Raw genomic sequence first — 23,001 nt, forward strand, 5'->3', positions numbered from 1 at the left:
ATGAGTTATCTGCTGCGGCTTTTCTTCTATGGCGTGCTGGTGCGCCTGGTCGTGCTGTTCGTGCTCGGCCTCAACGTGCGCCATCGCGAGCGCCTGCCGACGAAGGGCCCGGCGATCCTCGCTGCGAACCACAACAGCCATCTCGACGCGATGGCGATGATCAGCCTGCTGCCGTTGCGCCTGCTGCCGCGTGTGCGGCCGGTCGCCGCGGCCGACTATTTCCTGCGCAACAAGCTGCTCGCGTGGTTCGCGTTGAACGTGGTCGGCATCGTGCCGCTGAACCGTCAGCGCCAGCATCTGCACGACGATCTGCTTGCGCCGGTCGCCGCCGCGCTGGAACGCGGTGAGATCCTGGTGTTCTTTCCGGAAGGATCGCGCGGGGAGCCCGAACAGCTTGCCGAGTTCAAGACCGGCCTTGCGCGCATCGCCGAGCGCCGTCCCGACGTGCCCATGATCCCGGTGTTCACACATGGCCTCGGCAAAGCGCTGCCAAAGGGCGAATGGATGATCGTGCCGTTCTTCGTCGACATCTTCGTCGGCGAACCGCTGCGCTGGAGCGGCGATCGTGCGGCGTTCATGGAGAGCTATCGCACCGCGATGGCGGCGCTTGCGCACGAGGAGCCACTCGCGGAGTGGTCGTGAGGCGGCGCCGTTGCGTGGTTCCGCGCAACGGCGCTCCGCACTTCGCTCGGATCAGTGCAGCATCACCAGCATCACGATGGTGCCGGCGGCCGTATCCAGGTTCTGCATCGCCTTGCCGATCACCGTGCCCGGCATCGGCGAGCCTTGTGCGCGCATGGCCCGGCCGAGCGTGGGCGATGCAACCAGCAGATCGCCGATGCGAATCGGCCCACCTTCGTTGGTGACCTTGACCGGCACACGGCCAGCCAGCGCCAGTTCAGGCCCTTCGGTCGGCTGGTCGGCGCCATGACGCATCCGCCGCGCTCAGCGCGGGGGACGACTACTGGTCCTGGGGCGTAAATCCGTGGATGGAATGCCCCTGTATCGGACGTACCGGCGTTCTCAGGGAATCGCCTGATCGATCGTCAGTTCGATCGGTTCCGTGCGGTGCACATCGAGCGGAGCCGACAGGCGCTGCAGGTCACCGCTCTGCGGCATCGCGTTGCCGGATTTCGAGACGCGCGCCCCTACCACCACCTGCGGGAACATCGAGAGCTTCATCGTCGGCAGCATGCCCATGCTCTCGTCGAGCGTGACCGTCAGCGGCAGTTGGCCCGCCTTGAGTCGCTGGATCGCCAGAGGCATCGGCGGACCGCTCGCGGCGCGCGCGAACACGAACAAGGTCGCCTCGGGATCGAGACGATCCTTGAGTTTCGAATCGAGCGCGACCCGGATGGTCAGGCGCACGGTGTTCGCGGCCGTCGTTGCGGGATTGCTGTCAGTTCGGGTATCCGCTGATGCAACGGATGGACGCGCATCCGTCGGCGCGCTCGCGCTTTCCGGCATGCTCGCAGCCTCAGGCAGGGCCTTGCCGTCGCGTCGCGCCTCGGCTTCCGCAATCTGCTTTTTCACGCTCCGTACAACATCGGAGTTCTCGGCGAGCAGCGGCAGCAGCGTATTCCAGCGCGCGATCGCCGCGTCGTAGTGCGCGGTCTGATAGTCGCTGATGCCGAGCAGCCAGAGTGCGCGCTGGTTCTGCGCGTCGGCGTTCAATGCAGTCTCGAGCAGCTTGCGCGACTCCCCCTCGATGCGATGACCGGGCGCCGCGAGCGCCAGCGCCTGCGCGTATTCGACCGTGATCGCGGCATTGTCCGCGGCGAGCTCATGCGCGTGCCGCAACGCGTCGAGTGATTGATCGATCCGATGGGTCGCCTGATAGGCGCGGCCGAGCAGGGCCCAGCCCTCGACGTCGTCCGGGTGTTCCTTGAGGCGTGCGGACAGCATCGCGATCGCCTGTTCCATCTCGGGACCGCGATCGCCATGCGCCGCCGCGACGTCGGCGGCGAGGTTCGCCGGATCAAGCGCCTGCGGTGTGCCGACGAAGCGGTACAGCAGCAGCGCCGACGCGGGCAGCAGCAGTGCGACCAGCAGCAGCGCGGCGAAGCTCGCGCGCGAGGGCCGCGCCGTTGTGGGACTCGTTACCGGTTGGGCGAGCGAGGCGCGCTTGGTCGCGTATTCACCGGCGTCGACGACGCCGGCAGCGAGCGCCTCATCCAGAGCGCGCAAGCGACGCGCGGATGCATCGGCGCCCTGCGCGGTCCGCGCGTTGCGCAGCAGGGGCACGAGGACAAACGCGAGCGCGGCGGCGACCATCAGCGCCGCACACGCCAGGAAGATCGTCATCACCAGTCGTCCTCGACGTCACTTGCAGGTCGCACGCTCGTTGGCGCGGATGTGCCCGCTGCCTTCGCACGGCGACGCACGATCACGAAGATCGCGCTCGCGCCCGCGAGCAGCACCAGCAGTGGCCCGAACCAGAGCAGCCAGGTGCCGCCGCGCAGTGGCGGGTCGTACAGCACGAAATCGCTGTAGCGAGCGGTCAGCCAGGCCTTGATCTCGGTGTCGCTCTTGCCGGCCTGCATCTGCTGGAACACATCGCGGCGCAGGTCGGCGGCGAGCGGTGCGCTGGAATCGTTGAGGCTTTCGTTCTGGCAGACCAGGCAGCGCAACTGCTTGGTCAGCGCCTGGAAGCGCAGTTCCTGCGCGTGGTCTTTGAATGGCAGTGGGTCGACGGCAGCGAATGCGAGAGGTGACAAGGCCAGTGCCATGAGCAAGCCGAACACCCATGCCGTTCGCCCTGAGGTATCGAAGGGCGAACGCTTGCCGCGTCCCGCTTCGTGCCGTTCATGCTTCGATACCTCAGCACGAACGGAATGAAGTCGTGCTGCACGAGTGAAGGAATTTCGCCAGAGCATCGCTATCGAACTCCCTTCTGCATCGCAGCAATACGCGGCAGCAGTTCGTTCGCGATCACCGTGGGTGTGATCGGGCTGATGTATTTGTAGCGGATCACGCCGTTCGCATCGACGAGAAACGATTCCGGTGCGCCGGTCACCCCGAAGTCGATCGCGACATTGCCGGGGAAATCGGCGATGACGATATCGTAGGGATTGCCGTATTGCGCGAGCCAGCGCTTCGCATCGGCCGGCTCGTCCTTGTAGTTGAAGCCGACCAGCTTGATGCCGAGGCGCTTGCCTTCGGCCATCAGGATCGGGTGCTCGTCGCGGCAGGCGAAGCACCAGCTTGCGAACACGTTGAGCAGGTAGGGTTCGCCGGCGAGGTCCTTGCTGCTGACGATACGTTCGGGATCGTCGAGCACGGGCAGCGCGAAGGCTGGCGCGGGCTTGTCGATCAAAGGCGAGGGCACTTCGCGCAGATCGTGGTGTCCGCTCCACCAGATGCCGAAGCCGAGCAGGGCGAGCACCAGCACGAAGCCGGCGAAGGGCAGCAGGCGCGCGTTCATGCGTTTGCCCTGGCGGGTGTCGCGTCGGGCTGCACCGGCGCGCGCGACGCCTGCGCTTCCAGTTCCGGCAGCGTGCGGAAACGCCGATCGGCCGCCGCGATGAAGCCGCCGAGCATCATGAGCAGCGCGCCGAGCCAGATCCAGCGCACGAATGGCTTCACGTAGACGCGTACCGCCCAGGCGCCGTCGTCGCCGACCGCCTCGCCGAGCGCGACATAGACGTCGCGGAAGAGGCCCGGATCGATCGCGGACTCGGTCTGCACCTGCTGGTTGCGCGCATAGGTGCGCTTCTGCGGATGCAAGGTCGCGACGACCGCGTCGCCCTTGAGCACGCTGATCGTGCCTTGGTCGGCGATGTAGTTCGGCCCTTGGGTCTTGTCGACGCCATCGAAGCGGAAATCGAGCGCGCCGATCGTCTCTTTCTGGTTCGGCGCAAGCCGGATGTCCTTCTCGACGCTGGTTGCCTCGACGACGAGTACGCCGGCGACGAACAGCGCAACGCCGAAATGCGCGCAGATCATGCCGAGCATCTCCGGCGTGTAGCGTCGACCGCGTGGCGCATTGCGCCAGCGCACGAGCGCAAAGAGCAGGATGCCGAGGCCGACCCAGATCGACGCGGCGGCACCGAGCAGTGCCTTCCACGGCAGTTCGTGTGCGACGAGCCACGCGATTGCCGCCGCGACCAGTGCGATGAGCAGGGCAGGCCGCAGCGCGCGCATCACCATGCCGAAGTTGCCGCTGCGCCATTTCAGGAACGGCCCGAACGGCATCAACAGCACGACCGGCGCCATCAGCAGCACGAACATGAAGCCGAAGTAGGGTGGGCCCACCGAGATGCGTCCGAGATTCAGCGCATCGCCGAGCATCGGGTACAGCGTGCCGAGCAGCACCATCGCGGCGGCGCAGGTGAACATCAGGTTGTTGATCAGCAGCAGGGTCTCGCGTGACACCGCGGCGAACGGTTCGCCGCCGGAGACCTTCGGCGCCCGCAGCGCGTAGATCAGCAGCGAACCGCCGACCACGATCGCGAGGAAGGCCAGGATGAACAGGCCGCGCTTCGGATCGCTCGCGAACGCATGCACGCTGGTCAGCACGCCGGAACGCACGAGAAAGGTGCCGAGCAGCGACAGCGAGAACGCGAAGATCGCCAGCAGCAGGGTCCAGGCGCGGAACGAACCGCGTTTCTCGGTGACCGCCTGCGAGTGGATCAGCGCGGTGCCGACCAGCCACGGCATGAACGACGCGTTCTCGACCGGGTCCCAGAACCACCAGCCGCCCCAGCCGAGCGTGTAGTACGCCCACCAGCTCCCCAGCGCGATGCCTAGGGTCAGGAAGGCCCAGGCGATATTGGTCCACGGCCGCGCCCAGCGCACCCAGCGCACGTCGAGCTCGCCGCCGATCAGCGCGGCCAGTGCGAACGCGAACGCGACCGAGAAACCGACATAGCCGGTGTAGAGCATCGGCGGATGCATGATCAGGCCTGGATCCTGCAGCACAGGATTGAGATCGTTGCCGTCCAGCGGCATCGGCAATTCACGCGAGAACGGATTCGAGGTCAGCACCGTGAACAGCAGGAAGCCCAAGCTGATGAAGCCAAGCACGCCGAGCACGCGCGCGATGAAATCATCGGGCAGCTTGCGGCTGAACGCGGCGACCGCGACGGTCCAGACGTTGAGGATCAGGATCCACAGCATTAGCGAACCCTCGTGCGCGCCCCAGACCGCGGAGAAGCGGTAGTACCACGGCAGCAGCGAGTTCGAGTTCTGCGCGACGTAGGCGACCGAGAAATCCTGGGTCACGAACGCATACGTCAGGATCGCGAACGCGAGCACGACGAACACGGCCTGCCCGGTAACCGCGGGCCGCGCAACCGCGATCAGCGCGCGATTGCCGAGCTGTGCGCCGAGGATCGGCAGCACGCACTGCACGGCGGCGAGCAGCAGGGCGAGGATCAGCGCGAATTGACCGAGTTCGGGAATCATTGAAGCGATGCGGGAAAGGCGAGCAGACTGCGTAGATTACGCGAGATGGCCGGGTGACAGAACCTCGTGCGGCTGCGGCGTATGTTCGCGCCAGTGCTGCTGGCCCGGCATCGACGCAGCAGGGCCGGCGGAATAGTCGCCCACCGCGCGACCGGAAGCCCTCTCCTCAAAAAACGGCTTCCCTGTTTTTGGGGGGAGGGTTGGGTGAGGGGCGAGACCGCAAGCTGTACGAGGCCGCTATTTTCGTGGGCATCTACAAGGGGTGCTTCGATGAAGGCGCCAGCATGTACGGCGATGGCACGTCCCGCATGGAGCGCCGCCCCCTCACCCCAACCCTCTCCCCCAACGATGATGCCGTTGGGGGAGAGGGAGCGCAGCCCAGCCGATTTCCATACTGTGCGAAGCCGGACCGATTCGATGTGGCATCGGATATTTTCACAGCCTCTCAGTGCGCGGCCGTCGGCGGCAAGGACGCGACCCAGGCGGCCAACGCCGCAATCGATTCGTCGTCGAGCGTGCCGGCGACGCCGCGCATCACGAAGTCGTTGCTGGAGTCGGTGAGCTTGCCGTCGCGATAGTCGCGGAGCCGTGCGACCACGTAGTCCGCATGCTGGCCGCGCAACGAGGGCCAGCTACCGAATCGGGCATCGACGATTCCGCTGGCGTCGGACCCATGGCAGCCCTGGCAGGGCGGTATGCCGCGAGCGGGATCGCCGTTGTGGAACAGCACCTCGCCGCGGTCCGATGGGGAGGCGGGCGCGGCATCCGCCGTGGGTGCCTGCGCCGCGAAGTACGCGGCAAGGTCGCGCATGTCGGCCTCGCTGAGGTTTGCCGCCTGCGCAGTCATCGGTGATTGCGGGCGCGTGCCACGCTTGAAGTTCACGAGCTCCCAGTACAGGTAATCTGCGTGCTGGCCCGCGAGCCGTGGAAATGCCGGAACGATCGCGTTGCCGTTCGGACCATGGCAAGCCACGCAGACGGTCGCCTTGCTCGCACCCGCCGCGGCGTCGCCATGCACCGGCGTGGCACCACGCAGATCGATCCAGTCGGTCGCATGCAGCGCGGCGCTATCGGCGCAGAGCAGCAGCACCCCAGCGCGCAGGCAAACGGACAAGCATCGGGTCGCGGAGGTCATGGTTCGCTCCCTCACAGCTGCACGTTCACGAGCAGGCCGACCAGATTCGCGCGGTAGCTCTGCGGACCGCCATCGGTGTAGACGCGGTGGTCGTAGGCGAGGCCGCTGCCGAAACCGAAGTAGTGCCAATCGCTGACGTGGCCGCGCTCGTAGTAATCGAACAGACGCATCGAGACGCGCTCGACGATCGGAACGGTGACACCGAACGTGAACGACTGCACGCGATAGATCATCGGTGGGAACGCATTGCCGGGCACGAGGAAGGAGTCGACGAAATACGCGAGCGCGGAAGGTCCCGCGTAGGCGAACGCATCGAGGCCGCGCGAGTAGAGATAGTTCCAGCTTGCGTCGAGACGCACGCGACCGAAACGGTGGTTCAAGGTGGCGCCGGCGTAGTAATCGCGCTGCGTGTCGCGCTCCCACCACAGACCCTTGAGTGCGTAGTTGGTGGAGCCGCCGAGGTGCGGGTCGACGCCGGCGCCATCGCCCTGATCCTGCACGTTCGCCAGGCGCAGCTGTGAGCGGTCCCAGGCTGCATAGACGCTCATGTTCGTCGAAGGCGCAGGCTGCCATTCCCATTGCAGTGTCGCGCCGACCGTGTGGTAGGCCTGGCGGCCGATCTGCGCGTCGTACGAGTTCCAGTCGCCGCGCAAGCTTGCGCTGACCGTCATGTCATCGCGCGGCATCACCGTCGCCATCAGGTCGAGCTTGTGCTCGTCGCGGCTCGACATGTCGTACTTGCGCAGCGCGTCGACCGTGTGCGCCGGCGTGCCACCCGGCGGTGGTACATATCCGGGCAGGCTGATCGAATACGTGAAGTCGTAGGGATTGTAGTTGTAGCGGTCGCCGGTCTGTTTCAGGTAGGTGTAGTTGGCGCGGAACGTGAGCCAATCCAGTGCACGGTTCACCCAGGTGAGTTTCAGGCTGTTGTCATCGATGCGCTGGCGTTCACGGTTGGTCGGCTCGTAGCGGTTGAACGCGAAGGTCGCGCCGAGCGTGTTCCTGTCGCCGAGTTTCCAGTCCGCGCCGAAGTTCGCATCGACGATCTGGATGTCGAGCGGCAGGCTGCGCACGCGGGTCACGGCGGACCGATCGGTGAGCGGATTGAACAGGCCGACCTCGCCGGGAACGACGCTGCCTTGCGTACCGTTCTCGCTGACGTAGCCGTAGTCGCCGGTCAGCGGGTTGTAGGCGAGATAGACGTTGCGGTAGTCGTCGCGGTTGAAGCGCAGGCCGCCGCGCACGGACAGGTCCGAGGTCGGCTGCAGCACGACGCGCGCATCGACCAGCGTGGTGTCGATGCGCATGTCGGCGGACTTGCGCGACAGCGCGGCGCTCGTGTTCCAGTTTGCGCAGCTGTACAGGAACGGATTCTTCGGACCCAGCTGCAGGCTGCCGCCGAGACCAAGACCGAACACGCCCTGGCAATCGATCGGCGCGATCAGCGTGTCGTTCTGGCTCATGCGACCGGCCGAGGCGGTCAGCGACAGCTCGCCGTTCATCGGCAGCTTGCGCGTGAACGTGGCCTTGAGGTTGTGGTAATCGTTGTCCGGCTCGGTCGACATCTGACCCTGGTAGAGCGGCGCGGACACCGCACCGGGCACGACCGGATAGAGTCCGAACGGCGACTGGAAGGTGTAGCGCGTGTAGCGGTCGCGATAGAACGAGCCGCTGTAGGCGAAGTCCATGCGCCAGACCGATCCGGCATAGCGCAGACCGCCGTTCAAGTTGATCGTGCTGTCGTCGATCGGCTTGGTGGTTTCGAACACACCGCCATTGGCCGGAAACGGGAAGTTGAAGAAGAACGATCCGCCATACGGACGTGCGCCCTTGCGTTCTTCGTCGCTGAGGTCCGCGTAGGCAGTCCATTGCGGCGTCAGGTACAGGCTGAAGCCAAGGCCCTGCTTGGAGCGCTTGACCGACAACGTGCGCTCCGGCGTCGCCGCCGAGACCGCGGCGGCTTCGGCCGACGTGCTGCGCCCCGGCGTCAGTCCCGCCGGCAAGGTCAGGCTGTTGGTGCCGACACCATTCCAGATCGGCTTCGCATTGGCGCTGAGCACGTTCGGCATGTCGCGCAGGAACGCCTGCACCTTGTAGCTGCCGGCGCGGCCGAACACGGCCTGGTAGTACTGGTCGTCGTCGCTGACCCGGCTCGCGCGCACGTTCGCGTAGGTGCCGTCATCGGGGCGCTCGAACATCAGGTCGAGCAGGCCGAGGATCAGGCTGCTGTCCCAGTCGACGTAGCGGTTCCACAGCGCATTGCGATCGTCGCCGCCGGTGCCGAGGTAGCCCATTTGCAGCACGCCGTAGTACTGCCAGTCGCCGTGCTCGTCCGGATGCGGCGCGGGTGCCGGGCAGGCGTACAGGTTGCCGGTCGGCGAGCGGCGCTGCCCGGGCAGCAGCCACGAGGTGCCACGGTCGTCGCAACCGTTGATCGTCGCGCCGGCGGTCGGGTCGAGCTTGTTTGCGCGCCAGGTATCGACGCCGACGCCGCTGTCGGCGATGACTGATACCGGCAATGCGAGCAGGGCAGCGCAGAAAAGCGGCCCGAAGAATGCCGTTCGCCCTGATGCTTCGACAAGCTCAGCAGAGGGTACGCTGCGCGTATCGAAGGGCGAACCCTCACGAACTGGCGACGTCGCAAGTCCCCCGCGGTGACTCGCGCCATTCTGGCGCTCGCCCTCCGGGCCAGGTGCACTCAGCGCATCCCTGCGCTTCGCCCTTCGGGCAGCTTTCGCTGTGCAAAACGGCAGTCCTGCCGTTTTGTCGCTGTTCGCGCGTGCTCCCGCACGCGCAGTCGATACCTCAGCACGAGCGGTCCGGGTGGCGTTCAGGACCTTTTTCAGTTGTGCAGGCATCTCAGTCTCCGCCCGCTATTCGTGGAACTTCGGCCCCGACGGCGCATTCGAGCCGTGGATGTTGGCGTGGCAGGTGAGGCAACCGCGGCCCATGATGCGCTCGTCCGGATGTGCGCCGTTCGCCAGCGACTGCGGTGTGTGCAGATCGTTCGGATGGCGCTGGTTCACGTGGCACTGCTGGCACAGGAACGGGATCGGCGCGACCAGCAGCGTGTTCTGGTTCGAGCCGTGCGGCGTGTGGCAGTTCAGGCAGTTCTCACGTACCGGCGCGTGCTCGAACAGGAACGGGCCGCGCTTCTCGGCGTGGCACTGGTAGCAGGTCTCGTTGACCGTGTTGGTCTTCAGCAGCGGACTGGTTAGCGAACCGTGCGGGTTGTGGCAGTCGTCGCAGCTCATCTGCCCCTCCGGCAGCGGCATGTGCGAGCGCCGGTTGAACTGCAGGCGGATGCCCTGATGGCATTGCGCGCAGGTGTCGTTGATCGAGGCCTTCGCCATCAGGCCCTCGACCGAGAACTTCGCCATCGGGTTGTGGCAGTCGCTGCAGGACAGGCCGTTGCGCTGGTGCACCGAACCGGTCCAGTGATCGCGTGGGCCGCCCTGGTGACAGGTGAGACAGGCGCCGGTCTGCACCGCGATCGGCGTGCCGGAGTCCTTCGTGTAGCCGATGATCAGTCCCTTGGCCAGCGGCGCCTGAGCATGCGCCGAGCCGGGACCGTGGCAGGTCTCGCAGACCGGAATCGACGAGTCGGCCTTGTTCGCGACATGCAGGCCGAGCGCGTGCAGGGTGTGCGTGAAGTGTTCGCTCTCGAGCTGGTGGCAGGCGATGCAGGTCTTCTCGCCGACCGCTGTCGCGCCGGGTGCGTGCGGGTTGTCCGCGACCCTGGCATTGGCGAAGCCCGGCGCGGCCAGCAAGGTCCTCCTGCTGGCATTCACGTCGTCATTGGACAGGTTCGAGGCCGGCAGTGACCTCGAGAGTTCCTCACGGGTCTGCTGCGCCTGCGCGCCCTGTGCGACGAACAGCAGCAGGATCGACAGGATGGTTGACGGTCCCAATCCCCGCACGCGCATAGGTCCGCTCCCCGAGCCTCACGCCAAGTCTGTCGTCGTATGTGGGGTATCGAGGCACGAAAGGTTGCGCCCTGTCCGAGCTTTCCCGGACATCCCTTCGATACCGCCGCCTCGGCAGCTTAGTACGATTGTCCGGATTCAGGAACTGGCGTGGCCGGCGTGCGTGCGGCCGCTCGCGGTGGCCGCGATGCCTGGCATCACGGCGAGCCGTCTTTCGCCTTGTGCGCCTGCTTCGCCTTCGCGATCGCGTCGGCGACTTCCTTCGGCATGTAGGTCTCGTCGTGCTTGGCGAGCACTTCGGTCGCGACGAAGTGGCCGTCCTGCAGCGCACCGGTCGCAACGATGCTCTGCCCCTCGCGGAACAGGTCGGGCAGGATGCCGGTGTACTCGACCGGCATGTCCTTGAAGCGGTCGGTGACGACGAAGTCGACCTTCAGCGAATCGCTGGCGCGCTTGATCGAATGCTCGAGCACGACGCCGCCGAGGCGGAAGCGCGCCGAGGCCGGCGCGTGCCCGGCCTCGACCTCGCTCGGCGAGAACAGATAGGTCATGTTCTGCTGCAGTGCGAGCACGGTCAGGCCGGCTGCGATCGCGACCGCGGCGAGCACCAGCGAGATCACGATCAGACGGCGTTTGCGGGTCGGCGTCATGCTGCGCTCCCGTTGCGTGTTTGGCGGCGTTTCATGCGGCCGCGCAATTCGGCGAGCACGCGGCGACGCTGCATGCGCGGCGCGAGTGCATCGATGCCGAGCACGATGAAGAACACCGCATAGGCCGGCCAGACGTAGCTGCCATAGCCACCCATCGAAAGAAATTCAGCCATGCGCCGTCTCCTTGCGCGCAGCGTCCGCGGACACGGCCTGATCCAGCGCGATCGCGCGCACCCAGTCCTTGCCGCCGTCGAGTTCGAGCAGGCCGGTACGCGTGCGCACCAGCAGGGTGCCGAAGAACCACAGATGGGTCGCGATCGCCATCGTCAGCAGCGGCCACAGCATCGCCGCATCGATCTTCGACGGACCCATCAGGCGTACCGTCGAGCCCTGGTGCAGCGTGTTCCACCAGTTCACCGAGAAATGCACGATCGGAAGGTTGACCACGCCGATCAGCGCGAGGAAGCCAGCCGCGCGCGCGGCCTGGCGACGATCCTCGATCGCGGCGTACAGGCCGATCACGCCGAGGTACAGGAACAGCAACACCAGTTCCGAAGTCAACCGCGCGTCCCAGGTCCACCAGGCACCCCACATCGGCTTGCCCCACAGCGAACCGGTGACGAGCGTGATGAAGGTGAACGCCGCACCGACCGGCGCGCTCGCCATCGCGAGGATCTCGCTCAGCTTGATGCGCCAGACCAGTGCGACGAACGCGTTCGCGGCCATGAAGAAGTACGCGAACAGGCCCATCCACGCACAGGGCACATGGATGAAGATGATCCGGTACGCGTCGCCTTGCTGATAGTCGCGCGGCGCGAGCACGAGGCCGCCGTACAAGCCGATCGCGCCGAGCACCAGCGCGATGCCGTAGCACCACGGCGCCAGCGCGCCGGCGATGCGGTAGAACGTCGGCGGCGAGCCGATCTTGTGGAACCAGAGGATCAATGGATTCATCGGGTCAGCATTATTGAACCACCCCAACCGTTCGCCCTGAGGTATCGAAGGGCGGGCGGTTGCGCGACGCCGTTCATGCTTCGATACCTCAGCACGAACGGCTGGATGGAATTACCGATCGTGTGAGAAACATCAACTCAGCGAAATCCTGAGCGCCGCAGCACACGCGAGCGGCGCAATCACCAGCGCCAGCACCAGGGCGGCGCCGAGCCAGAGCAGCGGCGCGAGGTACGGCAATCCGGCTTGCGCTGCATTGCAGGCACCGGCGCCGAAGATCAGCACCGGCATGTAGAGCGGCAGCACGAGCAGCGCGAGCAGCATACCAGAGCGGTGCATGCCGACCGTCAGCGCGACGCAGACCGCGCCGATCAGGCTGAGCAGCGGCGTTGCCAGCAACAGGGCGGCAGGCAGCAGCCAGCGCAGCGGTTCGGCGAGGTGCAACAGTTCTCCGAGCATTGGCGCAAGGATGATCAGCGGCAGCGCGGTGGTCAGCCAGTGCACCGCGATCTTGCAGCCGAGCAGCAGCGATAGTGGATGCGGCGACAGCACGAGTTGTTCCAGCGAGCCATCTTCGTAGTCACTTCGGAACAGGGTGTCCAGCGCGAGCAGGCCGGCGAGCAGGATCGCGACGAACACCGCGCCCGCGGCAATCCGCCGCAGGTTTTCCGGTTCCGGGCCAAGCGCAAGCGGGAACAGCGCGACCACGATCAGCGCGAACAGGATCGGGTTCAGCGCGTCGCCGCGGCGACGCCAGATCAGGGTCAGGTCGCGGCGGATCAGCGCAGCGCAGGCCGCCGTCGTCGTGCCGGGTTTCATGTGTCGCCCTGTTGTGATCGCAAAGGAATCCTGCGCGGCGTGCCGGAGGTGTAGGCGTATGCGCCATGCGAGGTGATCAGCGCCGCGCCGCCACGGTTCGCGTGGTTTTCGAGCAGGCGATTGACCAGCTTGATGCCATCCAGATCGAGGTTCGCATAGGGCTCGTCGAGCAGCCACAGCCCGACCGGCGCGAGCAGCACGCGCGCAAGCGCGACTCTCTTTTTCTGTCCGGCCGAGAGCTGGCGCGTTGGCACGTCCACGTAACCGTCCATGCCGACGCCGGCCAGCGCACTGATCGGTGACATGCCGGGGCGCAGGCCATGCAGGCCCGCCGCGAAACGCAGGTTTTCCAGCGCGGTCAGTTCCGGCTTGAGTCCGGCTTGATGGCTGAGCAGCGCGACCTGCGGCGACAGCCGTGCCAGCGTCAGCGGCTCGCCGTTGAGGCGGACCACGCCCGAACTCGGCGCCAGCAGGCCGGACAGCACGCGCAGCAGCGTGGTCTTGCCGGCGCCGTTGTCGCCCTCGATCAAGACGACCTCGCCGGCGTGCAGCGCAAAGTCGAGCGGGCCGAAGATCGGCTCTTCGTTGCGCGCGAACGCGAGTCCGTGGGCTTCGAGCAGGGCGGGGCGATCGTATGGAGTCGTGGGCATGAGGCGCGCAATGCTAGCGGCATGCGCGCGGCGATACCATGAATGAATCGTCGCATGGCACGACGCATCGCCGTGCGTCAAAGAACGAGGCTGCTCCGGCCGGGATGGACCAGCAGCGGCGCCGTCAACGGGCTTCCAAGGTGTCGGCAGCCCACTCGAGATCGGCCTCGGCGGTGATCGCTGCGCGCCATTCCGCGCGGTAGAGACGCAGGACTGCAGGGCAATCGCAACTGACCCTGACCGCGGCACTCTGCTCGAAATCGCGCGCCAGCGTATCGACGACCGCGAGGTCCGTGCCCGCCACCAGCAGGCTCGGCTCTTGCCAGTCTCCAGGCAAATGCCCGACGCCTTCGAGAAAACGGCAGGAGAGTGCGTGCAGGCGCACACGCAGCGCCGCCAGGCGACGTTCGTTGTGGTCCGGCGGCAGCGACTGGGAGCGTGGATTGCAGGCGGTCAGGAAGGTCGCGACGCGATCGGCGCCGATCCAGTCGCGCAGCGCGGACGGCGCGGATTCACCGATGCGCAGCGTTGCGACGCGGCCATCCGGCAGCGTTACGTCGTACTGCGTCGCGCGATACAGCGCGATCAACGCGTGGATGCGGTCGGGCGATTCGCTGTCCGGCATGTCAGCCGGCGAGCGGAGTCAGGCGGTCCCGCGCCAGCGCGTCCGCATGGACGAGGTCGATCTCGTCGATACGCTGCCGACCCTCGGTCAGCTCGCGCAGCAGCGCATCCTGCACCTTGCCGCGTGCAAACGCCTGCGCGTAGGGCATGCGCGTAAAGGTGACCATCGAATAGCGCGGCACGAAGCGGTCCGGGTGGCGTTCGGCCAGCGTGCGGCCGAGCTCGCGGCGCAGCAGGAAGCCGGCATCGGCGACCGAGTCGCGCATTTCCACATAGTTCTCCAGCGCCATCGCGGCGATCGCTTCGGCGTTCGGGCGACGCCGGCGTTCGAACTCGGTGAACGTCGATGCCGCGTCGTCAGGATGCGCGGCGAGCAGGTCGGCCAGTTCGACGGCGTCTTCGAAGCCGCAGTTCATGCCTTGGCCGTGGAATGGCACGATCGCGTGCGCGGCGTCGCCGACCAGCAGTGCGCGGCCGTCGAGATGCCAGCGGTCGAGATACAGGGTCGCGAGCACGCCGACCGGATTCGCGCCGAAGTCCTGCTCGAGGTCCGGGATCAGCGGCAACGCATCGGCAAAATCGTGCGCGAACAAGGTACGCGCCGCCGCGGGCGTCGCGACGGTTGCGAAACTCGGATCACCTTGGCTGGGCAGGAACAGCGTCACCGTGAAACTGCCTTCGGCGTTCGGCAGCGCGATGCACATGTAGTTGCCGCGCGGCCAGATATGCAACGCGTTCGGTTCGATCGCGAAGCGCTCGCCGCGGGCAAGCGCTGCCGCTGCGGCGGCAGGCAGCGCAATCGATCGAAAGTCCGGCAACGCAGGGATCTCGAGTTCCTTGTAGCCGTGACCAAGTTCCTCGATGCGCTCGCCGAGCGGCTGCACCGCATTCATCGCTGCTCGCAGTGCGGACCCCGCGCCGTCCGCGCCGATCGCGAACGCGGCGACGTGCTCATGCAGGCCGCCAGCTGCGTCGTCACTGAAGCGCAGCACAACCTTCGGGTCGAAGGTCGCGGATTCGAGGCGGCGGTCGAAATGGAAACGCGCGCCTGCCTTTTCCGCCGCGTCGATCAGCGCGATGTTCAGCCGGCCGCGGCTGATCGACCAGATCACCTCGCTGTCGTCGCGTCCGTAGCGCAGCAGCTCGGTGTGGCCGTCGCGGTGATGCACCATGCGCCCGCGCATCATGACCGCCAGACGCATCACTTCGTCGGTCAGTCCGGCCAGACGCAGGCCATGCAGTCCGCGCTCGGCCAGCGCGAGATTGATCGAGCGTCCGCCCGCGTAGCCGGCCTTGCGCGGATCGGGCCGGCGCTCGAACACATCGACGGAGAAACCGCGCTGGGCGAGCAGGGTCGCGAGCAGCGAACCGACCAGGCCGCCGCCGATGATCGTTGCGTCAGGTTTGCGCATGGTGCGTGGCCCAATCCTTCACCGCGCGCACGAAACGCAGGCAGTCGATATGGCGGTTGTAGAGCGGCGTCGGTGCGGCGCGGATCACGTCGGGCTCGCGCCAGTCGACGATGATGCCGGACGCATGCAGGTGGTCGTGCAGCGAGCGGCCGGCTTCGCGCGGGCCCTTCACGCGCAGCGAGAGCTGGCAGCCGCGGCGCTCCGCTTCGTGCGGCGTGGCGATGTCGAGCACGTCTGAGGCGTGTTCTCGGATCAGCGCGTCGAAGTACGCGGTGAGCGTCTCCGATTTCCTGCGCAGTTCGGTCATCCCTGCGCGGCGAAAGATTGCCAGCGAAACGCGCACCGGTGCAAGCGCCAGGATCGGTGGATTGCTGAGCTGCCAGCCGTCCGCGCCGGTCGCCGGCAGGAACTGCGGACGCATCTGGAAGCGCGTGGCCGGATCGTGGCCCCACCAGCCGGCGAAGCGCGGCAATCCGGAGCGCGCGTGGCGTTCATGCACGAAGCAGCCGGCGACCGCGCCGGGGCCGGAATTGAGGTACTTGTAGCTGCACCAGACCGCGAAATCGCAACCGACATCGTGCAGGTGCAGATCGAGGTTGCCGACGGCGTGGGCGAGGTCGAAGCCGACCCGGCAGCCTTTGAGGTGCGCCGCCTTCGTGATCGCGGCCAGGTCGAAGGCCTGGCCGCTCAGGAATTGCACGCCGGGCAGCAGCACGAGCGCGATGCGGTCGCCGTGTTCCTCGATCGCGTGCAGGATCGAAGCGTCGGAAATCACGCCGTTGGCGTCGCTTTCGAGCTGGATCAGTGCGGTGGCCGGGTCGAAGCCGTGGAAGCGGATCTGCGAGGCGACGGCGTGATGGTCGGACGGGAACGCCGTCCTTTCGATCAGGATCGCGGAGCGATCGGCGGTCGGCTGGTAGAAGCTGACCATCATCAGGTGCAGGTTCACGGTCAGCGAATTCATCGCGACGACTTCGTGCGGCAGCGCGCCGACCAACGCGGCGAGATCCTCGCGCACGAACTCGTGGTACGGCATCCACGGGTGCCTGCCTTTGAAATGCGCCTCGACGGCGAGGTTCTTCCAGTCGTCGAGTTCCTGGATCAGGGCCTCGCGCACCGCACGCGGCTGCAGGCCGAGCGAATTGCCGCACAGGTAGACCTGATCCGAGCCGTCGGCGTTGCGAGGGATCAGGAACTCGTCGCGGAATGCGGCGAGCGGGTCAGCGGCGTCCCCTTGCAGCGCCAGCGCTTCCGCGGCAGCGAAATTGTTGTGGGTCATGTCAAATCAGTGCCACGACAGGAAAGATTCCTTGGTCGTCATTCCGGCGAACGCCGGAGACGCTTTACAACAGCGAAGCTGGTCATCCAGTTCCCTTCTCGCAACAGAGAAGACGCTGGATGACCAGCCTGCGGCTGTTGAAAGGCACCTCCGGCGTTCGCCGGGATGACGAGCTGGGATGTTATTGCTTCAACGAGGCGACGACGTTATCGCACGAGCCGTCAAATTCCTTGTTCCATGCCGCCGGTGTCGCCGCCAGCAGCGGGCGCTGGCAGCGCACCTCGACCGCGATGTCGTTGGTCAGGTAGAAGCTGTCGCGCACGAGATACTTCGTCTTGCCGCGCACGACGAAATACTGGTGGACCGAAGTGTCCTTGTTCGAGGCGTCCTTCTCATAGCCACTCTGCGCCTTGGAATGCTCCAGTTCCTCTTGCACCACGCTGGCGAATTCAGCGGAGCCTTTCAGTTTGCGCGTCTTCACGGTCACGTTGGCGGCATCGTCGCTGCCCTGCGCGGTGGCATCCGGCACCTGGAACGCGACCGCCTGCGGGTTGCCGTCGCTCTTTTCCATGATCGCGGTCCACGACGGCGGCACGTGGAAGTGCACCTGGCCATTGTTGAGCGTGTAGTCGGTCTTGCCTTGCGCGAGCGCGTTCGTTGCGATGAGGACCAGCAGGCAGGGGATCAGCTTCACGATTCACTCCGTGTCGTCGGCAAAACGCGAGTAGTGCAGGCCGAGCCATTCCAGGGCGGTGCCATGGAACAGCCGGGCCTGCTGGGAAGGCGGCAGCCCGAGCGCGGTGATACCGCTGCCGGGTTCCTGCTCGCCGAGTGGAAAAGGATAGTCGGTGCCGAGCATGACCGTGTCGACGCCGGCGACGTCGATCAGGTAGCGCAGGGCGGCGTTGTCGTGCACGCAGGAATCGAAATAGATGCGGCCGAGATAGTCGCGCGGACCGCGCGCGTTGTCGGTCGCGACCAGGTCCGGGCGCATGCGGAAGCCGTGCTCGATGCGGCCGATCGTGTACGGGAACGAACCGCCGCCATGCGCGAAGCAGACTTTCAGCTTCGGCAGGCGTTCGAGCACGCCGCCGAAGATCAGGCTGCATGCCGCGCGCGATTGCTCTGCCGGCATGCCGACCAGCCACGGCAGCCAGTACTTCGGCATCGACGAGGCGCCCATCATGTCCCACGGATGGACGAGGATCGCCGCGCCGAGTTCGGCCGCGGCCTCGAAGAACGGGAACAACTCCGGTGCGTCGAGGTTCCAGTTCTCGCAGTGCGAGCCGACCTGGATGCCGGACAGGCCCAACTGGTCGATGCAGCGCTCCATCTCCTGGATCGCCAGGGTCGGCGCCTGCAGCGGCACGGTACCGATGCCTGCGTAGTGGCGTGGATACTTGCGGCAGAGTTCGGCGGTGTGATCGTTGAGGTGACGGTGCAGTTCCAGCGCTTGGCTCGGCTTGGCCCAGTACGAGAACAGCACCGGCACGGTCGACACCACTTGGACGTCGACGCCGAACTTCGCGTAGTCGGCGATGCGCACCTCGGGATCGAACGCGTTCGCCCAGACCTCGCGGAAGAACTTGCCGTCCTTGTAGATGCGGTGGCGGCCTTCGGCCTGCACCATGACCGGGAAGCGGTCGTCGCCGTATTTCTCGGCGAGGTTCGGCCAGGTCGGCGGCAGGATGTGCGCGTGGGTGTCTATCTTCAGCATGTCGACGGAGTTTAACCGCATGCCGATGGCGATGGGTCGGGCGCAGCGCACACAAGAAAGAGGCGGCGCTGATGACCGGGGCTGCACCGCGTCCGGAACATGCCGCGCGGGACTCCGTCGAAGTCCCGCGCGACATCGCCGCCGTTGACCGGCGATCGACCATCGGGCGCATGCGCCCGGGCTCTTCTCAGCTCACGGCTTGACGACGACCTGTCCCATCATGCCCAGGTTGTCATGCAGCGCGCACTTGTACGGGTAGGTCCCGGCGTGCGTGAACGTCACCCGGAAGCGCGTGTGGCCGAGCGGCGCCTGGGCAAGACCGGTACGCTCCTGAGGCTCTGCGACGATGAAACCCGAATGCACGTTGTCGGAAAGCGAGCTGATGCTGGCGTGCAGGGCCCCGTCGGCATCCGTGGCGAAGGGAACACTGCCGGACGGGTGAATCAGGTCCGTGGGCTCGGGTCCGAACGTGATGGTATGCGGCGTTATCGGGTCCGCATTGTTCCACTCGACCGTGTCGCCGACATGGATCACGCTCTTGTCATGCATGAAACGCATGACGGAGAGCGTCCGGTGCCCGCCGGCCGTCGCCGAGACTTCACCGATGCCCGCGATCACGCCGTGTCCCGATGCTTGCTTGTGATCGGAACTGTTCTGCGTGCGATCACCATCGTCGTGATCGCTGCCGTGGTCGACGTCCGCCAGCAAGTCGCGCCCCGCATCGGCCGCCTGCTCGTCATAGAAGGCCTGGTTGTGCGGAAGCGGCAGCGACGGGTCGAGGACATGCACCGTTCCGGTCATGTCTCCGTGGACCAGGCACACCAGCTTGAAGTTGCCCGTGCTGGGGAAATTCACCGTGTAGGTGTGTCCCTTGACCAGTGGACCGGTGTTGACGCAATGCGTGCCATCGAAGCTGGAGCCGTCGGGCGTGATTCCGGGCGGCGGGCCAGGCGGACACCCTACCGGGAACGGCGGACGCACCTCCCCGGCGATCAGGAATGTCACGGTGTGGATTTCGTCGACATCGAACGTCCAGGTGATGCTGTCGCCCGCGTGGATCCAGATCTCGTTGGGAAGGAAGGCCATGGCCTGCCTTCCCATGTCGTGGCTCTGCGCGCCCACCGTGGCGTGCCACTGTGCAGCGTGGACCAGCGGCGACGCGGTAGTGCCGATCGCCAAACCCAGCAAAGCGGTTGCAACGTGTAATTTCATAGAGCCTCCTCAGACCATCTCGCCTGCCGCCACCTCGGCCGGCGCCGGATGTGGTGCCGGTGGCCGGGATTCGGAAATCGGCAGCAACGACCAAGCGAGCTCGCCATCGATGGATCGTGGCGAGGTCGAAGCGCGATTCAGAACCGGTCGGGCCATGTGTCTAAAGCGCATGAGGAGCGGGCTTCTACGCCGTCCCTGTCAACGGGCGCGCACGCTCCCTGTGTCGCGGTTCGCGGCGTCGCGGGAAGGGCGCCGTGTCTTGGTCCGCCGACATCGTGAAGGTTCGCGTCGGCTACGAAATCGTCCGGCCAAGATGGGGCAGGGTTCTTGTCGGCTTGTCGAGCACGGGAGCGGCAACTGGCTGTGCCGCTTGTTCATGCTCGCACTCTTCAAACACGGGAAAGAGAGCCGAAGATTACAGCAGGATAGTGCGGACGCTGGCCGTGCGTCGGCTGGTCATCGGGGATGGCACATGCGGCGACTGGGCAGCGAGAGGCGAATGCTGCGGTGCGATAATTCGCGTCGAAGCGCGTGCGGGCCGCCGCGGTTCAGCGCATACAATGGCTCCGCCCGTATCCCAGGACACGTCCATGCCCGAAGAAATCGAAATCGATACCGACAAGCTCCGCGAAACCATCGACGAAGAGCTCGAACATGAGGCGAGCGCGCTGCTGCGCACGGTCGCGTTGACCACGGCGATTTTCGCCGCGCTCGCCGCCATCTCCTCGTTGCAGGCTGGCGGAACCGCGAACGAGGCGCTGTCGCTGAAGACCGAAGCCGCGCGCCTGCAGGCCGAAGCCTCGGATCAATGGGCGTATTACCAGGCCAAGGGGCTCAAGACCGCAATCAGCGAGGCGAGCAAGACCGCGTGGCTGGCCGCCGGCAAAGAACCGCCCGCCGAGATCGCCGTGGGCGAGAAACGCTTCGCCGATGACCAGGCCAGGAGCAAGGCGCGCGCCGAGGAACTGGAAAAGCAGCGCGACGAGAAGTCATCGGAGGCCGATCACCTGATGCATCGGCACCATTTCTTCGCCGAAGCGGTCGCCCTGTTGCAGGTCGCGATCGCGCTCGGCGCGGTCGCAGCGTTGACGCGCAAGCGCGTGGTCTGGGTCGGATCGGTGCTGCTTGGCCTGGCCGGCGGCGCGATATTCGGTTACATGATGTTTCGGTAGGATGCCAAGCGGGCGGGCGCCAGCACGTCGTCGCCAGCATCTCTTCACGGCGCCCGCCATCCAGTGCCATCCCGCAACTCCTAAGCTCTGCAGCAGGCTCGGCATCGCCGCGCCCGATGACCGCTGCGACCTGGTTGAAACCCGGTACCCATCAAGCCATCGCGTGTCGCCCGATCGTGACCCATCATGAATGCAATCAGCGTCAGCTCTGACCGCGTGCGTGACGAACGCGGCGTTTTCGCCACTCTTCTTGCGCTCTATTTTCTGGTCCTGTTTCCGATCCTGCGTGCGAATCGCTACTACAACGACGACCTGAAGCGCGCGCTGATCGGTCGCACCGGCTGGGATTCCAATGGCCGGCCGCTGACGACCCTGCTGATGAAACTGTTGCAGTGCTACGACCACGCCTTGGTCGATATCTCGCCGCTGCCGCAAATCGGTGCCGTCGCAGTCCTCGCATGGATCGGCGTATTGATCGCGCGCCGGTACGCGATACGCTCGCCCTGGGTCGCGGCGCTGGTGGCATTTCCGCTCGGCGCGCAGCCCTTCTTTCTGGAGAATCTCTCCTACAAGTTCGATGCCCTGAGCATGAGCCTTGCGCTGCTGCTCGCATTGCTTCCGATCGTCGCGCTCAAGGACAGCCGCCGGGAATGGTGGCTGGGGATCCTGGCGCTTTTCGCGAGCCTCAATTTCTACCAACCGGCCATCAACGTTTTCCTGATCTTTGTCCTGCTGGATCTCCTGCTTGCGATGCTCCATGACAAGACGCCACGGGACCTGATGATGCAATTCCTTTCACGGGCGCTGCAGGCAGGCGTCGCCATGCTGGCCTATCAATTCATCGTCGGCATCCACGTCAACGGCTGGGTGAAACAGAGAACCGAAAAGATCAGCAGCCTGCACGACCTGCCACTGATAAAGACCAACCTTGTCGATTTCACCCACTTCATCGGCGCCAGCTTCAATGGCCAGTGGTGGGCGTATTTCGCTCCCGTTGTCGCGTTGCTGGCGCTGTTTCCCATCGCGATCGGCATCCGTTACGCGGTCAAGGCCCGTCTCACGCAGCCAGCCTGGGTCACCGCGGTTTTGTTCGCCATCAGTTTCCTGCTGCCAGTGGCTGCTTATGCCTGCGTCTTCGGTCCCATGCTGCTGCTGACCAACCCGTTGATCGCGCCGCGCGTGCTGGTGGGTATAGGTGCGCTGTTGGCGGCGGCGCTGATCGTCATGCACGCAGCGCTCCAGCAATGGCGCCGTTCCGAGAAGTGGGCCATGTCGGTCGCCGGAATGCTGGCGCTCGGCATGTGTTCCTTCGCCAGCGCCTACGGAAATGCCCTCGGAGAGCAGAAAGACTACGAGGATCGAATCGCCACCCGGCTCGCCGACGATGTCGCAGAGCTCGAAGCGAGCTACTCCACCCGTTCCGTCCTGCTTGACGGCGCCGCTGGCTATTCACCGATAACGACGCATATCGCCGAGCAATTTCCTCTCATGCGCTCGCTGGTTCCGCCCTATATTTCGGCGGAAGACAAATTCCATACCCATATCTTCCTCCTGTACTACATCCCCGATTTCGTGGACATGCGCCTCGAGACCGATCCCGGGACGGTGCAGTTGGCGTCCGCGGTTCTGGCAAAGACCTGCCAGGCCCCCGTTGTGCGCAGCACCAATGCCTATCGTCTGTACGTGATCGACAACGTCATCGTGGTGGCTTTCCGCTCCGTCCACCCGGACCGCTGTGCTGCGGACGGCGCTCCCATCGATGGTGCCAACAAAGGCATTCCGTCGAACGACATCCGAAGCCAGCCTCCCCTTTGATGGCTGGCAGCCCGTCCGATGATGCGCGTGGACGCGGCTGAACGGCGATCTGGATAATCGCTTACGAGCTGCGTTCGAAGATGATGATGTCGCCTGAATAACCCATCCGGCAAATACGGTTGGCCAATTCGGCATTATCTTTGTTCCCTTGTTCCCATCCCATCGGGGCATAATCTTCTTTATGCCGCCTCAAGGGGGCATACTGCGCGGTAGAGGGGCTCTTTGCGTACTGT

At 65.6% G+C, this 23,001-nt stretch carries 22 protein-coding genes; 3 read left to right on the forward strand and 19 right to left on the reverse strand.

The window, feature by feature from the left end:
* The gene (locus ABD002_RS10405) at positions 1-642 is read left to right on the forward strand and encodes a lysophospholipid acyltransferase family protein (RefSeq protein WP_343790574.1); all 642 of its coding nucleotides are present in this window, start codon (positions 1-3) and stop codon (positions 640-642) included.
* A gap of 51 nt (positions 643-693) precedes the next feature.
* Here ABD002_RS10405 and ABD002_RS10410 read toward each other — a convergent pair whose 3' ends face one another.
* The 19 genes from ABD002_RS10410 to ABD002_RS10500 all read right to left on the reverse strand — a co-directional run bounded on the left by ABD002_RS10410 (position 694) and on the right by ABD002_RS10500 (position 19,781).
* Complete coding sequence (locus tag ABD002_RS10410) at positions 694-936, reverse strand: hypothetical protein (protein ID WP_343790577.1); 243 nt, start codon at positions 934-936, stop codon at positions 694-696.
* Between the two features lie 87 nt (positions 937-1,023).
* Positions 1,024-2,304 carry a c-type cytochrome biogenesis protein CcmI gene (ccmI, locus tag ABD002_RS10415; protein ID WP_343790703.1) on the reverse strand — a complete coding sequence of 427 codons (1,281 nt, stop codon included), beginning with the start codon at positions 2,302-2,304 and terminating at the stop codon, positions 1,024-1,026.
* Positions 2,304-2,729, reverse strand: a complete 426-nt coding sequence (locus tag ABD002_RS10420) for a cytochrome c-type biogenesis protein (protein WP_343790706.1) — start codon at positions 2,727-2,729, stop codon at positions 2,304-2,306. The genes ccmI and ABD002_RS10420 overlap by 1 nt, the downstream gene beginning before the upstream one ends.
* A 149-nt stretch (positions 2,730-2,878) precedes the next feature.
* A complete protein-coding gene (locus ABD002_RS10425; RefSeq protein ID WP_343790579.1) occupies positions 2,879-3,424 on the reverse strand; it encodes a DsbE family thiol:disulfide interchange protein in 546 nt (181 codons plus the stop codon).
* On the reverse strand, positions 3,421-5,406 hold the full coding sequence (locus tag ABD002_RS10430; RefSeq protein WP_343790582.1) for a heme lyase CcmF/NrfE family subunit: 1,986 nt from the start codon (positions 5,404-5,406) through the stop codon (positions 3,421-3,423). Before ABD002_RS10430 ends, ABD002_RS10425 begins: the two co-directional genes overlap by 4 nt.
* A 445-nt stretch (positions 5,407-5,851) precedes the next feature.
* Positions 5,852-6,541: a c-type cytochrome gene (locus tag ABD002_RS10435; protein WP_343790585.1), complete on the reverse strand. Its 690-nt coding sequence runs from the start codon at positions 6,539-6,541 to the stop codon at positions 5,852-5,854.
* An 11-nt stretch (positions 6,542-6,552) separates the two neighbouring features.
* Complete coding sequence (locus tag ABD002_RS10440; RefSeq protein ID WP_343790587.1) at positions 6,553-9,060, reverse strand: MtrB/PioB family outer membrane beta-barrel protein; 2,508 nt, start codon at positions 9,058-9,060, stop codon at positions 6,553-6,555.
* Positions 9,061-9,414: 354 nt separating this feature from the next.
* Positions 9,415-10,467 carry a DmsE family decaheme c-type cytochrome gene (locus tag ABD002_RS10445; RefSeq protein ID WP_343790590.1) on the reverse strand — a complete coding sequence of 351 codons (1,053 nt, stop codon included), beginning with the start codon at positions 10,465-10,467 and terminating at the stop codon, positions 9,415-9,417.
* Between the two features lie 197 nt (positions 10,468-10,664).
* Entirely contained in the window at positions 10,665-11,117 is a 453-nt protein-coding gene (gene ccmE, locus ABD002_RS10450; RefSeq protein WP_343790592.1) for a cytochrome c maturation protein CcmE, read from the reverse strand.
* Positions 11,114-11,290: a heme exporter protein CcmD gene (gene ccmD, locus ABD002_RS10455; RefSeq protein ID WP_343790595.1), complete on the reverse strand. Its 177-nt coding sequence runs from the start codon at positions 11,288-11,290 to the stop codon at positions 11,114-11,116. The genes ccmE and ccmD overlap by 4 nt, the downstream gene beginning before the upstream one ends.
* A complete protein-coding gene (locus ABD002_RS10460) occupies positions 11,283-12,071 on the reverse strand; it encodes a heme ABC transporter permease (RefSeq protein WP_343790598.1) in 789 nt (262 codons plus the stop codon). The genes ccmD and ABD002_RS10460 overlap by 8 nt, the downstream gene beginning before the upstream one ends.
* 132 nt (positions 12,072-12,203) lie before the next feature.
* Positions 12,204-12,887 (reverse strand): heme exporter protein CcmB, encoded by a 684-nt coding sequence (gene ccmB, locus ABD002_RS10465; protein ID WP_343790601.1) that lies wholly within the window; start codon positions 12,885-12,887, stop codon positions 12,204-12,206.
* Positions 12,884-13,537: a heme ABC exporter ATP-binding protein CcmA gene (gene ccmA / locus ABD002_RS10470; protein WP_343790605.1), complete on the reverse strand. Its 654-nt coding sequence runs from the start codon at positions 13,535-13,537 to the stop codon at positions 12,884-12,886. The genes ccmB and ccmA overlap by 4 nt, the downstream gene beginning before the upstream one ends.
* A gap of 124 nt (positions 13,538-13,661) precedes the next feature.
* Positions 13,662-14,162, reverse strand: coding sequence for a DUF3293 domain-containing protein (locus ABD002_RS10475; protein WP_343790608.1), 501 nt, complete (start codon positions 14,160-14,162; stop codon positions 13,662-13,664).
* 1 nt (position 14,163) lies between these two features.
* Positions 14,164-15,573, reverse strand: a complete 1,410-nt coding sequence (locus ABD002_RS10480) for an FAD-dependent oxidoreductase (RefSeq protein WP_343790610.1) — start codon at positions 15,571-15,573, stop codon at positions 14,164-14,166.
* Positions 15,560-16,852: a kynureninase gene (gene kynU, locus ABD002_RS10485; protein WP_343790613.1), complete on the reverse strand. Its 1,293-nt coding sequence runs from the start codon at positions 16,850-16,852 to the stop codon at positions 15,560-15,562. Before kynU ends, ABD002_RS10480 begins: the two co-directional genes overlap by 14 nt.
* 181 nt (positions 16,853-17,033) lie before the next feature.
* Positions 17,034-17,546, reverse strand: a complete 513-nt coding sequence (locus ABD002_RS10490) for a hypothetical protein (protein WP_343790616.1) — start codon at positions 17,544-17,546, stop codon at positions 17,034-17,036.
* Between the two features lie 3 nt (positions 17,547-17,549).
* Positions 17,550-18,569 (reverse strand): amidohydrolase family protein, encoded by a 1,020-nt coding sequence (locus tag ABD002_RS10495; RefSeq protein ID WP_343790619.1) that lies wholly within the window; start codon positions 18,567-18,569, stop codon positions 17,550-17,552.
* 192 nt (positions 18,570-18,761) lie between these two features.
* Positions 18,762-19,781: a cupredoxin domain-containing protein gene (locus ABD002_RS10500; protein ID WP_343790622.1), complete on the reverse strand. Its 1,020-nt coding sequence runs from the start codon at positions 19,779-19,781 to the stop codon at positions 18,762-18,764.
* A 590-nt stretch (positions 19,782-20,371) separates the two neighbouring features.
* Between ABD002_RS10500 and ABD002_RS10505 the strand changes: the two genes are divergently transcribed.
* Positions 20,372-20,953, forward strand: a complete 582-nt coding sequence (locus tag ABD002_RS10505) for a DUF4337 domain-containing protein (protein WP_343790625.1) — start codon at positions 20,372-20,374, stop codon at positions 20,951-20,953.
* A gap of 186 nt (positions 20,954-21,139) precedes the next feature.
* Complete coding sequence (locus ABD002_RS10510) at positions 21,140-22,768, forward strand: glucosyltransferase domain-containing protein (protein WP_343790628.1); 1,629 nt, start codon at positions 21,140-21,142, stop codon at positions 22,766-22,768.
* Positions 22,769-23,001 lie beyond the last annotated feature (233 nt).

This window comes from Dokdonella soli, assembly GCF_039523175.1.
GTDB lineage: Bacteria > Pseudomonadota > Gammaproteobacteria > Xanthomonadales > Rhodanobacteraceae > Dokdonella_A > Dokdonella_A soli.

What these genes read in the sequence shown, in the direction of transcription:
- ABD002_RS10410 (WP_343790577.1), bottom strand. Translation starts at nt 936, where the DNA reads ATGCGTCATGGCGCCGACCAGCCGACCGAAGGGCCTGAACTGGCGCTG.
- ABD002_RS10500 (WP_343790622.1), bottom strand. Translation starts at nt 19,781, where the DNA reads ATGAAATTACACGTTGCAACCGCTTTGCTGGGTTTGGCGATCGGCACT.
- ABD002_RS10505 (WP_343790625.1), top strand. Translation starts at nt 20,372, where the DNA reads ATGCCCGAAGAAATCGAAATCGATACCGACAAGCTCCGCGAAACCATC.
- ABD002_RS10430 (WP_343790582.1), bottom strand. Translation starts at nt 5,406, where the DNA reads ATGATTCCCGAACTCGGTCAATTCGCGCTGATCCTCGCCCTGCTGCTC.
- ABD002_RS10405 (WP_343790574.1), top strand. Translation starts at nt 1, where the DNA reads ATGAGTTATCTGCTGCGGCTTTTCTTCTATGGCGTGCTGGTGCGCCTG.
- ABD002_RS10460 (WP_343790598.1), bottom strand. Translation starts at nt 12,071, where the DNA reads ATGAATCCATTGATCCTCTGGTTCCACAAGATCGGCTCGCCGCCGACG.
- ABD002_RS10510 (WP_343790628.1), top strand. Translation starts at nt 21,140, where the DNA reads ATGAATGCAATCAGCGTCAGCTCTGACCGCGTGCGTGACGAACGCGGC.
- ABD002_RS10435 (WP_343790585.1), bottom strand. Translation starts at nt 6,541, where the DNA reads ATGACCTCCGCGACCCGATGCTTGTCCGTTTGCCTGCGCGCTGGGGTG.
- ccmD (WP_343790595.1), bottom strand. Translation starts at nt 11,290, where the DNA reads ATGGCTGAATTTCTTTCGATGGGTGGCTATGGCAGCTACGTCTGGCCG.
- ccmE (WP_343790592.1), bottom strand. Translation starts at nt 11,117, where the DNA reads ATGACGCCGACCCGCAAACGCCGTCTGATCGTGATCTCGCTGGTGCTC.
- ccmA (WP_343790605.1), bottom strand. Translation starts at nt 13,537, where the DNA reads ATGCCCACGACTCCATACGATCGCCCCGCCCTGCTCGAAGCCCACGGA.
- ABD002_RS10425 (WP_343790579.1), bottom strand. Translation starts at nt 3,424, where the DNA reads ATGAACGCGCGCCTGCTGCCCTTCGCCGGCTTCGTGCTGGTGCTCGCC.
- ccmI (WP_343790703.1), bottom strand. Translation starts at nt 2,304, where the DNA reads ATGACGATCTTCCTGGCGTGTGCGGCGCTGATGGTCGCCGCCGCGCTC.
- ABD002_RS10480 (WP_343790610.1), bottom strand. Translation starts at nt 15,573, where the DNA reads ATGCGCAAACCTGACGCAACGATCATCGGCGGCGGCCTGGTCGGTTCG.
- ABD002_RS10445 (WP_343790590.1), bottom strand. Translation starts at nt 10,467, where the DNA reads ATGCGCGTGCGGGGATTGGGACCGTCAACCATCCTGTCGATCCTGCTG.
- kynU (WP_343790613.1), bottom strand. Translation starts at nt 16,852, where the DNA reads ATGACCCACAACAATTTCGCTGCCGCGGAAGCGCTGGCGCTGCAAGGG.
- ABD002_RS10475 (WP_343790608.1), bottom strand. Translation starts at nt 14,162, where the DNA reads ATGCCGGACAGCGAATCGCCCGACCGCATCCACGCGTTGATCGCGCTG.
- ABD002_RS10420 (WP_343790706.1), bottom strand. Translation starts at nt 2,729, where the DNA reads ATGGCACTGGCCTTGTCACCTCTCGCATTCGCTGCCGTCGACCCACTG.
- ABD002_RS10495 (WP_343790619.1), bottom strand. Translation starts at nt 18,569, where the DNA reads ATGCTGAAGATAGACACCCACGCGCACATCCTGCCGCCGACCTGGCCG.
- ccmB (WP_343790601.1), bottom strand. Translation starts at nt 12,887, where the DNA reads ATGAAACCCGGCACGACGACGGCGGCCTGCGCTGCGCTGATCCGCCGC.